The sequence below is a fragment of the Flavobacterium esculini genome (genome assembly GCF_048284325.1).
Taxonomy (GTDB): domain Bacteria; phylum Bacteroidota; class Bacteroidia; order Flavobacteriales; family Flavobacteriaceae; genus Flavobacterium.
Window position 1 is genome coordinate 21191 of record NZ_JBLVPI010000023.1, and the last position, 12902, is coordinate 34092.

Sequence of the window (12902 nt, forward strand, 5' to 3'; positions counted from 1 at the left end):
TTTAGAAAAATGTTACCCTATAATTCCAGCTTTCAAGGTTTGTCCAAAGTGATACATATCCTCAAAAGAACTGTATAATGGAACCGGAGCCAAACGAATAACATTAGGCTCCCGCCAATCCGTTATCACACCATTTTCCATAAGATAGTCAAACAAACTCCGTCCTTCTCCATGTAGCAATACTGATAATTGTGACCCTCTTTCGGATGGATTTGATGGCGTAATGATTTCGAAGCTACTATCCACCTCCTTGTCAATTTCATGCAAAATAAACTCCAAGTAAGAAGTAATTCTATCTCTTTTTTGGATTAAAGCGTCCATTCCTATTTCATCAAACATTTCAACTGATGCCAAATAGGGTGCTAAAGAAAGCACTGGTAAATTGCTGATTTGCCAACCATCGGCTCCATGAATGGGATTGAAAGTTTGCTCCATCTTGAAACGACGTTCTTTATTGTGTCCCCACCAACCGGCGAATCTTGGCAACTCCGAATTATTATGGTGTTTTTCATGAATAAAACACCCCGAAGCATTTCCAGGTCCTGAATTCATATATTTATAACTACACCAGGCAGCAAAATCCACATTCCAATGGTGCAATTCCAGTTTTATATTTCCTGCAGCGTGGGCTAAATCCCAACCTACATAAGCGCCCGCTTTATGACCAGCGGCAGTTATGGTTTTCATATCAAAAACTTGTCCCGTGTAATAGTTGACCCCTCCAATTAAAACCAAAGCCAATTCCTCACCTACTTCCTCAATTTTAGCCAAAATATCTTCTAAGCGTATGTTGTGTTCCCCGTCGCGACGCTTGATTTCAATAATTGTATCTTCTGGTTTATACCCATGAAAATGCACTTGACTTTGAAACATATATTGATCTGAAGGGAATGCTTTTTCCTCGCAAATGATTTTATATCTGGTTGTAGTAGGCCGGTAAAAGGAAACCATTAATAAATGAAGATTAACCGTCAATGTATTCATCACAGTTACCTCACTTGGTAAGGCGCCAACAATTTTACTCAATGGATTCGCAAATCGCTCTTGGTAATCCCACCACGGTTTTTGTGCATAAAAATGACCTTCAACGGCAAGGTTTCCCCAGTCATTCATCACCTCGTCTATGTATGCTTTGGTACGTTTAGGTTGTAATCCCAGTGAATTTCCTGTAAAATAAATCACTTTTTTTCCATTTACCTGCGGAAAAATAAATTCATCTTGGTATTTATTTAACTGATCTTGTGCATCAAGTTGTTTTGCAAATTCAATGGTGTTTTTGAAAATCATTGTTTGTATTTTGTTTGGTAAAAGTAATAAAAAAAGACAGATAGATAAAAGACTTTTGGCCTATAGACAGAAAGACAACTTTAAAAAAAGAAGCGTTTGATGTAGGAAAATAATTAATATCTTGCATACGGAATTAAAAATTAACACGTTATTTAATTATATTTAATTGAATATAAAAATTTTAGCTATGCTTAAAAACAATTTGAACGTTATTATTATTTCGCTGGCAGTTGTGATTTCAGCTTATTTATTTTCGAATGCTTTTCAGAATCGAAATAAGAACAACGATACCATCAGTGTGACAGGTTTAGGGAAGAAAGATTTTGTTTCGGATTTAATTGTATGGAGTGGTTCTTTCTCTAAAAAAAGTACGACTTTAAAAGAAGCCTATGCATCACTTGATACCGACAGAGAAAAAATCAAAAGCTACTTATCAAGCAAAGGAATTGCTCCGACTGAAATGGTGTTTTCGGCGGTGAATTTTAATAAAGATTTTGAAACTATTTTCAATGCAAACGGAACTACCAAACAACAAATTTTCACTGGATTCACATTGACTCAAAGCGTGAGTATCCAATCAAAGGAAGTGAACAAAATTGAAGAAATATCAAGACAATCCAGTGAATTAATTAATTCTGGTGTGGAATTTTATTCGAATCCTCCTGAATATTATTACACCAAGTTAGCGGAATTGAAAATAAAAATGATTGCCGAAGCTACAAAAGATGCAAGTATTAGAGCTAAAAGCATTGCCGAAAATGCGGATGCAAATCTTGGCAATTTAAAAAAATCAGATATGGGTGTTTTCCAAATAACGGGTCAAAACTCATCGGAAGATTTTTCTTATGGAGGATCTTTTAATACGCAGTCCAAAAACAAAACGGCTAATATTACAGTAAAACTGGTTTATCAAGTGAATTAGGAATACCAATCATGGGTCATCCCTAATTATTTTGTGTGAGGGATGGAAGCGGCATCCTTTATTTTTCTTTCTTTAAGAAAATAAAGATACAGCGTACAGCCCGACCCGCTTTTTCAGCGGGACACACTCCAAAAAAAAATCTCGCCATTGCTGACGAGATTTTATTATTTAGAATCTGAAATAAATTCAGATTAAATAATTAACATGGCATCACCGTAAGAATAGAATTTGTATTCTTCTTTGATTGCTTCTGCATAAGCTCTTTTCATTAAATCATGTCCGCAAAATGCTGAAACCATCATCAATAAAGTAGATTTTGGAGTGTGAAAATTAGTAATCATACATGTTGCGATACTGAAATCATGAGGAGGAAATACAAATTTATTTGTCCAACCATCAAAAGGATTTAGCGTACTTTGTGATGAAACTGAGCTTTCTACGGCACGCATAGAAGTCGTTCCTACTGCGCAAATACGTTTCTTTTTCACTTTGGCATCATTAACGATATCACACGCTTCCTGGGTAATTTTTAATTCCTCAGAATCCATTTTGTGTTTTGATAAATCTTCAACCTCAACTGGGTTGAAAGTCCCCAAACCAACGTGAAGCGTTACTTCGGCAAATTTTATCCCTTTGATTTCCAGTTTTTTCAATAAATGTTTAGAGAAGTGCAATCCTGCAGTTGGCGCCGCAACAGCTCCTTCTTCTTTAGCATATATAGTTTGGTAACGTTCCGCATCTTCCGGAGTTACGTCTCTTGAAATGTATTTTGGGATTGGAGTTTCCCCAAGTTCTGTCAATTTATTTCTGAATTCTTCATAAGAACCGTCGTAAAGGAAACGTAATGTTCTTCCACGAGAAGTGGTATTGTCAATAACCTCAGCAACTAAGGAGTCGTCATCTCCAAAATATAATTTGTTTCCAATTCTGATTTTACGTGCCGGATCAACCAAAACATCCCAAAGTCTTTGCTCAGAGTTTAATTCTCTAAGTAAAAAAACTTCGATTCTTGCTCCTGTTTTTTCCTTGTTTCCATACAAACGCGCTGGAAAAACCTTGGTATTATTCAGAATTAAAACATCTCCGTCATCAAAATAATCGATAACATCTTTGAACATTTTATGTTCTATAGTTTGCTTCTTACGATCAATAACCATTAGACGTGATTCGTCTCTGTTTTCAGCTGGATATTCGGCAAGAAGTTCTTTTGGTAAATCGAATTGAAAATGTGATAATTTCATTTGATAAAGTTATGAGTTATGGATTATGAATTATGAGTTTTGAGGTCATAATTTTAAATCGTGTGCAAATATACGATTGTGAGATAGGCGTTGTCAAGTGTTTTGCTGTTTATTTTCAAAAGCAGCTCATCCACTAGTCTTTACAAGTCTTATTTTTCTAAAATCTTGAAGCCTAAACTTTTTAAATCATTCCAAAAATCAGGATATGATTTGGAAACCACTTCGGCATTTTCGATAATTATTGGCACTTTTAAAGCTAAAGGTGCAAATGCCATCGCCATTCTGTGATCGTTATAAGTAGCGATTGGCACATTATGATTAATAGTATTTGAAGCCCCAAGCGTCAAGCTATCATTCGTAACTGATATATTCGCTCCTAATTTTGTAATTTCAATACGCAGCGCTTCCAGTCTGTCCGTTTCTTTGATTTTCAACGTGTGAAGACCGGTAAGATGACAACCTATTCCTAATCCAAGGCAAGTAACTACTATGGTTTGTGCAATATCAGGCGTATTGTTAAGTTCAAAAGTTACAGTTTGAGGAATAAAGTCAGCTTGTTTAGTAAGCGTCATTTTGTTTTCTTCAAAACGGGTATCAACACCCATTTGCTTATAGATTTCAACCAAAGCGGAATCTCCTTGCAAACTAGTTTCCTTATAACTCGTCAATGAAATAGCAGCGTTATCTGCTAAAGCAGCCAAACTGAAAAAGTAGGAAGCAGAACTCCAATCGGATTCTACGGTCATTACTTTCGATTCCACGTCTTGTTTTGGATAAACCGTAATCACATTTCCTATAAAACTGGTTTTGATATCTAAATCATTCAACAAAGCCAAGGTCATTTTGATATATGGAACAGAAGTGATTTCACCGACTAAAGTAATTTCAATCCCATTTTCTAATTTTGGTGCCACTAATGACAATGCTGAGATGTATTGGCTGCTTACATTTGCCGGAATACTAACCTTAGAAGCAGTGATTTTCTGTCCTTTGATTCGAATAGGCGGATAACCTACTTCTTTCTCGTAGGAGATTTTCGCCCCCAATTGCTCCAATGCTTCCACCAAAACTTTGATTGGACGCTCTGTCATTCTTTGCGAACCAGTCAAGACCACTTCACGACCTTCGTTTACCGCAAAATAAGCCGTAAGAAAACGCATTGCAGTTCCCGCATGATGAATATCAACTATTTCCTCGTTCCCTTTCAATGCTTTTTGCATTACTTCACTATCATCTGAGTTTGAAGTATTGGCCAAAGTAATATTGGGAAACAACGCTTGTAACAATAACAGTCGGTTGGTTTCACTTTTTGAGCCAGTAACAGCAATTTGAGCTTGTAAATTGGAATGGGAAGTTTGTAACAGTAAATTCATGTTTTTAATTAATGAGTTATGAATTATGAATTATGAGCGGTATAATTCAAGGCCGCAATTTACCATTCCACATTTAAAATTCATAATTTAAAATTCATAAATTATTTTAATTTGTCATTATTCTTATGGCGGTCTTTGTCGCGGACGGATTTCAGATCCATTTTCTTGTCGAAAGCGGCTTGTAAATCGATTCCCGTTTGGTTTGCCAAACATAAAACTACGAACACCACATCGGCTAATTCTTCGCCAAGGTCTTTGTTTTTATCCGATTCTTTTTCGGATTGTTCTCCGTAACGACGTGCAATGATGCGGGCTACCTCGCCTACCTCTTCAGTAAGTTGCGCCATATTGGTTAATTCGTTGAAATAACGAACGCCGTGTTCTTTTATCCAAGTGTCAACGTCTAGTTGGGAATTTTTTAAGTTCATTGTTATATTTTTTTAAGCACTATTTTTTCCTTTTGTTTATACATTATTTGCTGATAAAAATCTTTCAACATGAGGTAATCTTCAGCTGAAACTACAGCATTTTTTGTTTCTGATTGAACAACAATTTGAATTCTGTTTTCTTTTTTTTCTAAAAAATATTTAAAAGAAAAAGATCCATCACCCATTGACAAATTTATTCCTTTTGGCAGGGATTCTACCTGATATCCTTCAGGAATTTCAATACTTATATTGTATCTATTTTGAATTGGATATCCAAAATAAATTGGCATTTTTCTTTTATCCTGAACAAATGGATTTTTATGTAAAGTAAAAAATAACAATGGGTTCAAAAAAATCTCTTCTCCTATAATTTCAGACTGATTAGTAGATTTGAATGCAAAACTTTCATCAACAGGCTTTAACAAATCAGTATTTTTATTTACTATTGTATATTTACTGATTTCAATTCCATTGTACGAATGCTCTAATTTCTCTATATAACTATCCGAATTCATTCCGGCATATTTATCTCTAAACCTATAAGCTTCATAATTGGACTTTCTACTTTTAATTTCTCCTGAGATTTCCCCCGAAGCATAAACTTTAGCACTTAGATTGTAATTCACCACAGATGGAACTGTTGGCACCAAATTTATTTCATTGGATGTCCCATCTTGTTTAATCAAGCGTCCTTTCCAATTTAAAGCGTTTAACGGTAAAATATTTTGGGTTGTATAATTATGTGTGGCATCCAACAGAATTTGTTTATCGTCTATTTCGGCCATTGCCACCACATAATTAAAATCTGTTCTGCTAGGAAACACAGGAACTCCGTGCTCTATAGTGCTAATCAAAACAGGATCTGCACTTATCCCTGCGAGTCGCAACATGGATATCAAAATAAAATTAATTTCGGCGACATTACCCGTTCGGTCTGCATAGGCCTTCAGAACTCCTTTATCAGTATAATAACCGTATTCATTGTTCCAATTCATCTTTTCCTGAACAAACTTAAATATCACTTTGAGTCTTTCTTCTTTAGAATCAATATCTTTCAGTATTAATCCCAAGTCATTAATTAAGAAACTACTCACTTTCAGTTGTTCACCAAAATCTTTGCTTTCAAAAATAGTTTTCGCAACCCCTTCCCAGGTTATGGTATAATCTTTGACCGGACTTTCCGGGAACCGGGTCCTTTCCAGTTCATTGTGAATGGATGCCTTATAGTTTTTTAAATTATCAACATATTCTTCTTCTTTTATCGCAGGCACGTCTTTGGCTATATAACTATTATTGATCTGTTTATACCTCATAGTATTGCTCTGGTTATATTCATTATTATAATTCACAGATCCATTTTCATATTTAGATTCTGATTGTACATCTACATACCCTTTCAATAAGGTTTTATAGATATAGTACTCCGGAACTTCGGTTCTGTATTCAGAATATTTTACTGGAATAGTATATTGAATATCATAGACAGGAAATTTAACTATATTTTCGGATTTCAATAAATAACTGAATTCAATTATAGACCCTGCTTTTACATTAGGTAATGATATCGATGCTTTTTTCCAATTTTCATTTACCTTGGTTTTAAAACTTCCCTCATTATTGAGTTTTGTTTTAACAATAGTACCACCTTCCAAATTATAGGTAACCGCGTCATTAAAAGTTAAATAATCTTCCTTCAATTTTTCATAACCTATATAATATGGAACTTCAAAATCAGCCCAATGAAGCCCTTCTTTTTTATATATTTTAATTCTAAAAGTAAATTCATGATTCGCTGCAAAACCAGTTTTTACATTATACGTAAAAAAAGTTCTTCCTTTTTTATACAATATAGCTGCCACAGCGACAGTATCTTTTGAATATTGCTTTTCTTCTAGTTCAGCTATGGTAACTTTTACTAATTTCAATTCTTGTGCCTTTACAACAGAAACCATTAGCAACAAAAACAAGGCAACTTTAGCACTATACAATTTCATCCTTCTATATTTTTTTAAGCACTATTTTTTCATTTTGCTTGTCAATCATTTTCTGAAAGAATTCTTTTAAAGCAGTATAATAATCCGCTGGAACTATTGCTGTGTTAATATCTGAGGTGATTGAAATTTGGATTTTATTTCCAGTAGCGCCAATAACATATTTATATGTTCCAATGTTATCTGGCGTAGCAATATTCATTGAAATAGGCAAAGATTCTACAGCATAACCTTCTGGAATCTCTATCATAATGTTATACTTATTCTCTATAGGATATCCAAAATCAATCGGATATGTTCTTACTTCCTGTTTAAAAGGATTTACTTTAGTTGACAAAAATAATAATGGAGCTATATAGATTTTTCCATTTATACTTTCAAAATCTTTTGAGTCTTTAAAAGTATACGTTTCAAGAATTGGCTTTGCCAAGTTCAAATCATTTTCTCTAACATAGTCCGTTATTTCAATAGCATTGTTTTTGTTTTCTAATTCTTCCAAGTAATTATCTTTACTTGTTATTATGTTTTTTTGTCTAAAATAAAGTGCTTCATGATCGGTAAGTTGTCTTCTTACTTTACCAGTAATCAAACCATTGCTATTAACAACAAAACTCGCATTTATGATTTCTTTCGAAAGTGTTTTTGGCGTCAAGTCCACTTCTACTGATGTCCGATCTTTTCTAATTAGCCTTCCAAACCAGTTCAAATCTCTTAATGGCAAAACATTAGGTAACGAATACTTCTCAGTTGCATCCAATAAAACTAAACCATCTTGTATTTCTACCGCAGCAATTACATAATCAAAAGCTGTTCTATTAGGAAATAATGCCACTCCGTTAGCGCGTGTACTTAACAATACAGGATTAGCGCTGATTCCAGCATAACGCAACATAGCGGTAAGCATAAGGTTAATTTCGGCTACATTTCCTGTTTTATCTTTGTATGCTTTTTTTACACCGTCGTTACAAGAATAACCATAATAATCATTCCATTTCACATTAGATTTAACGTAATTAAAAATAGCCGCTATTTTTTCTTCTTTGGTATTCAAACCTTTCATTAAAGCATTTATATCATCTTCAAAATAACCTGTTTTATCCAATTCAGGTCCAAAATCATCATACTCATAAATTGTCTTTACCACTGATTTCCAATCGGTCGAATACGGTTTCAAAGACTGATTAGGATATTGTGTCATTGATAATTCCTGTACCAAACTTGATGTGTAATTATCAATATTATTCACAAAAGATTCTTCATTCATCGCTGGTAAATTCTCTGCTAAATAAGTGGTTCTGGTTTCTTCGTATTCTAGTGTACTTTCATAAAATGATGCATTTACATTACTGGAGGCTGTTCCGGCTTGCTTGCTTTCCATATCCAAAAATTTAATTATTTTTGGTTTTTTCTCTACCGTTACTTTAGGAAAAATAAATCCTTTTTGATTGGCATTATAAATAAAATATTGTGGAATAAAAGTTCTGTACTCTGAATAATTTACTGGAATTGTGGTCTGGAAACTATACTCTCTCGGCATTGCAATACTCAGTGATCGAATTGTATATTGAAATTCTATGACAGACCCTTCTTTTATATTTGGCATTGTTATCTTTTTCTGCCCCCAAAATCTATTGATGGTCTCATCAAATGTCCCATCACTTTTCAGTTTCGTTTTCTCAATTTTCCCATCCAATAAATTGTATGTTACAGCATCCGTAAAAGAAACATTTTCTTTGGAATTATTCCCTAAATAGTATCGCACTTTTTGATTTGCCCAATCATAACCTTCTTTTTTATAAATCTTAATCTTGGTTTTTACTTCCGTTATCATTACAAAACCTTCGCTTTTAGTATATTCAAGACTCATCTTTCCTTTTTTGAATAATATCGCCGCTACTGCCGAAGGGTCTTTAGGATGCTCTTTTTCTTCTAATTCCGCAATCGAAACTTTACCCAATTCAAAGTTTTGAGCAGTGCTTTTTGAGACCGAAATAAGAAATAATAAAAAAAGGAGCGATTTTTTAAGTTGCATGGCTTTATTGGTTTTGGGTTAGAATAATTTTGGCATTGTCATTTCTAGAGATCTGTTCAATAAAAAGGCGGTATTCATCGTATTCTTTGTTCGAATACAATCCTTTTTTCAAGAACATGGTACGCTTGTAAATAATATTAGTAGCATCTTTCTTGATGATTTCGGTTTTGTATTCACCAAATTTCGTTTTCAATTCAAAATTGCTTGGTAGAAATTCAATAGAAAATCCTGAAGGCAAACAAATCTCAATTTCATCTCCATCAGCATATCCTCTTTGAATTTCAAATGGGTTTTTCCGATTTCGGATTCGTTTTACATTTCCTGTAATTTGGTTATACGCATTGATCACAAACATTATCTTATTACCGGAAACACTTCCATAATTAACGGCACTAATTTCAGCATTTTCAGCAAAACTGACCTTTTCCTTATCGTTAGTAAATGTTATTTTATCAATCTTTAAATTATTGATATTATCCCAATATTCTTTATAATGCGCTTCTTTATCCGTAGGCTGAAAATTCTCTATAACTGATTTCTGATTGTATTGCGAACCTTCTGAGACAATACTTATTTTCCCAAAAAAATCTCCCGTTTGCGACAAAGAAATTTTTCCTTTACTAATTTGTGTATTGTTTATATCTTCATAATTTTTTGTTCTAACAATTTCTCCACCTTCAGGCTTCATAATTAAAACATCTCTGTCGTCAGTAAAAGTACCTTGGTAACCAAAAGGAGTATCCTGACTGGTACATTCCAGCCAAATATAATTAGCTCCACTAGGAATCGATAAAATCATGTGATTACCTTGCATCGATACAAAATCTGGCTCAATGTTTCGTTTACGAGGGCTTCCATATAAAATAGTATTGTATGACGGAACATCAACCGCATTGAGAAGTGCTTTTGTATAATTAGTCAATGCCTTGCAATCACCATATCCTAATCGATCAACATCAGCAGCTAACATCGGTTTCCACCCTCCAATTCCAATACTGATATTTACATATCGCGATTTTTGCTGCACATAGTTATAAATCAATTTTGCTTTCTTTATTGGATCTTTTTCGTCTCCAACAAGCGCTTTTATTTTTAATTTGGTTTCCTCAGACAATTCTGTTGTTCCTGATAAAATTTTATCGGAATACCATTTACCGAATGTTGCCCAAGTTTTAGCGTTTCCATCTACATTTTCAAGATGAAAATTTTCTAAACCCATCATTACTTTTGGAAAAATAGCAGTAAAACCAGGACTGTAATCTTCTTCTTTTTGGGCGGTAATATTAGTGGCGGTATAAGAAAGTTGTGTGGATGAATCTACTATTTTATTAATTAGAAAATTAGAAAAATTCGATTCCATCTTTTTAAAACCAAGAGCAGAAGGATAATTTACATTTAAAACACTTTTTTCAACACTTACAAGGTAATCACTTAAGGGATACCATTGTGGAATAAAAGCAGTGTTTGAACTTTCTACTTCGCTTTCATAAATTATGGTAAAGGGATATTGGATAGGTGTGTAATCCAAATAAATAATACGGTCGTCTGAGAAAAGCGTACTTCCGCTCACTGCACTTTGATCTTTGAAATCTTTTCTTTTTATTTTTTTAATTTCAATGCCAAAACCATCAAGGACTAATACTTCTATATTTTTTACTGAGGACGTTTTACTATAATATTCTTTCGCCTCAATTTCGCCAATTCCCTTTTCGTTTAGAACTGTAACTACTCTTTTAGTCTTGATATTCATATTCCTTTGAGACGAAATAGTAATATCAACTTGATTCAAACGAACTACTGCATTGGCATTCTCTTTGAGACTATCAGCTATTGATAACGTATTATATTCGTTTTTTTGCGCAAGAAGTAATGTAGAATAAAACAACAATAGAAAACAAGTAGATTTAAATTGCATAGATTACATTTTTCTCAAATTTATAAGAAAAATTCGGCAAAAAAAATTTATTCTCTATTTTTACTATCTATTTGTATCGTTACTGGCCCATCATTTAACAAAAGTACCTTCATATCTGCACCAAAAACCCCAGTCTGAACCTTATTCCCCAACTCTATTTCCAAGCGTTTTACAAAATTCTCATACAATGGAATGGCAACGTCTGGTTTTGAGGCTTTAATATAGGAAGGACGATTGCCTTTTTTGGTGGAAGCATGAAGTGTAAACTGGCTTACCACAATTATATCGCCTTTGATATCTTTGACCGATAAATTCATAACCTGATTTTCATCTGCAAAAATACGAAGGTTTACAATTTTACCGACCAGCCAATTGCTGTCTTCTTGCGTGTCGCTATCTTCAATTCCAACTAAAACCAACAACCCTTTTTGGATATCGGCTACAATTTTTTCATCAATGGTTACAGAAGCGGAGGAGACTCTTTGAATTACAACTTTCATTATTTTATACTCTATAAAAAACAGACGCGATAAATCGCGTCTCTATTATTCTCTTGTTTTATCACTAATTATTCGGTCTTCATTATGAATGTCGGTGCGATAATTTTCATCGTCACCTTCGAGAATTTTAAGATAACTTCTATAACGAGACCATGCAATTTCGTCTTTCTCCAAAGCTGCTTTAATGGCGCAATGCGGTTCCTCTTTATGCAAGCAATTATTAAATTTACACTGGTCTTTCAATTTGAAAAACTCGGGAAAATACCCACTCACTTCTTCTTTTTCCATATCCACGATTCCAAAACCTTTGATACCAGGCGTATCGATGATTCTGGCATCAAATGATAAATCATACATTTCTGCAAAAGTCGTAGTGTGTTGTCCTTGCTTACTTGCTTCAGAAATTGTTTTTGTTTTTAGATGCAAGGAAGGTTCCATAGCATTTACCAAAGTTGACTTTCCAACTCCTGAATGTCCTGAAAACATACTCACTTTACCAATCATCATTTCTTTCAACTCCTCGATTCCTTTCATTTCAGTAGAAGAAACGCGTAAACATTTGTATCCAATTTCTTGGTACACATGCTGCATGTACAATTGCTCATCAAGAGTAGCATCGTCAAAAGTATCGATTTTATTAAAAACTAATATCGTTTCAATTCCGTATGCTTCAGCAGTAACCAGAAAACGGTCAATAAAATTAAAGGTCGTTGGCGGATTATTTATGGTAACCAACAAGAAAACCCGATCGATGTTTGATGCAATAATATGCATCTGATGCGATAAATTCACAGATTTACGAACGATATAGTTCTTCCTGTCATGAATTTTATGAATGGTTCCCGTAACAATGTCCGATGTTTCTTCTAGTTCATAATCTACAACATCTCCTACAGCAATAGGATTAGTACTTTTGATTCCTTTAATTCGGAATTTCCCTTTCATACGGCATTCAATAAAATCCCCTTGTTCGGATTTTACGGTGTACCAACTTCCTGTAGATTTGTATACTAGTCCTGTCATACTGCAAAGATAAAATTTTAAAGTTTATCCCGTTTATTGATAGGAGTTAAGTTTAATAAAAAAAGCCGCCTTAATTTAGACTGCACCCAAAATTTTAGACAAATTTATAATTAATTTTGATAATAATGAGCTCGATATTGTGTCGGGCTCATTCCGTTTAAATTCAGTTTTATTCTTTCATTATTGTAAT

The 12902-nt window shown here is 33.8% G+C and carries 11 protein-coding genes; 1 reads left to right on the forward strand and 10 read right to left on the reverse strand.

Translation table 11 applies throughout. The annotated features are described in order from the left end of the window. Positions 1–12 precede the first annotated feature (12 nt). Positions 13–1287, reverse strand: a complete 1275-nt coding sequence (gene kynU, locus ACNQGG_RS16295; protein WP_417965745.1) for a kynureninase — start codon at positions 1285–1287, stop codon at positions 13–15. Positions 1288–1474: 187 nt separating this feature from the next. Between kynU and ACNQGG_RS16300 the strand changes: the two genes are divergently transcribed. Continuing rightward, positions 1475–2209, forward strand: a complete 735-nt coding sequence (locus tag ACNQGG_RS16300; RefSeq protein WP_417965747.1) for an SIMPL domain-containing protein — start codon at positions 1475–1477, stop codon at positions 2207–2209. A gap of 191 nt (positions 2210–2400) precedes the next feature. Here the strand turns inward: ACNQGG_RS16300 and queA are convergent, their stop codons facing one another. From queA to ACNQGG_RS16345, 9 genes are all read right to left on the reverse strand, one after another. Beyond that, the gene (queA, locus tag ACNQGG_RS16305; RefSeq protein ID WP_417965749.1) at positions 2401–3450 is read right to left on the reverse strand and encodes a tRNA preQ1(34) S-adenosylmethionine ribosyltransferase-isomerase QueA; all 1050 of its coding nucleotides are present in this window, start codon (positions 3448–3450) and stop codon (positions 2401–2403) included. A gap of 149 nt (positions 3451–3599) precedes the next feature. Then, positions 3600–4823 (reverse strand): 3-phosphoshikimate 1-carboxyvinyltransferase, encoded by a 1224-nt coding sequence (aroA, locus tag ACNQGG_RS16310; protein WP_417965751.1) that lies wholly within the window; start codon positions 4821–4823, stop codon positions 3600–3602. Between the two features lie 101 nt (positions 4824–4924). Then, on the reverse strand, positions 4925–5251 hold the full coding sequence (locus tag ACNQGG_RS16315; protein WP_309756260.1) for a nucleotide pyrophosphohydrolase: 327 nt from the start codon (positions 5249–5251) through the stop codon (positions 4925–4927). Positions 5252–5253: 2 nt separating this feature from the next. Then, the gene (locus tag ACNQGG_RS16320) at positions 5254–7245 is read right to left on the reverse strand and encodes a DUF3857 domain-containing protein (RefSeq protein WP_417965753.1); all 1992 of its coding nucleotides are present in this window, start codon (positions 7243–7245) and stop codon (positions 5254–5256) included. A gap of 4 nt (positions 7246–7249) precedes the next feature. Next, positions 7250–9274, reverse strand: a complete 2025-nt coding sequence (locus tag ACNQGG_RS16325; RefSeq protein WP_417965755.1) for a transglutaminase family protein — start codon at positions 9272–9274, stop codon at positions 7250–7252. Positions 9275–9278: 4 nt separating this feature from the next. After that, on the reverse strand, positions 9279–11189 hold the full coding sequence (locus ACNQGG_RS16330) for a DUF3857 domain-containing protein (protein WP_417965757.1): 1911 nt from the start codon (positions 11187–11189) through the stop codon (positions 9279–9281). Positions 11190–11236: 47 nt separating this feature from the next. Next, a complete protein-coding gene (gene dtd / locus ACNQGG_RS16335) occupies positions 11237–11689 on the reverse strand; it encodes a D-aminoacyl-tRNA deacylase (RefSeq protein ID WP_417965759.1) in 453 nt (150 codons plus the stop codon). 45 nt (positions 11690–11734) lie between these two features. Continuing rightward, a complete protein-coding gene (gene rsgA / locus ACNQGG_RS16340) occupies positions 11735–12712 on the reverse strand; it encodes a ribosome small subunit-dependent GTPase A (protein ID WP_417965760.1) in 978 nt (325 codons plus the stop codon). Between the two features lie 110 nt (positions 12713–12822). Continuing rightward, the coding region (locus tag ACNQGG_RS16345; RefSeq protein ID WP_417965762.1) for an IS3 family transposase at positions 12823–12902 on the reverse strand (80 nt) is incomplete at its 5' end.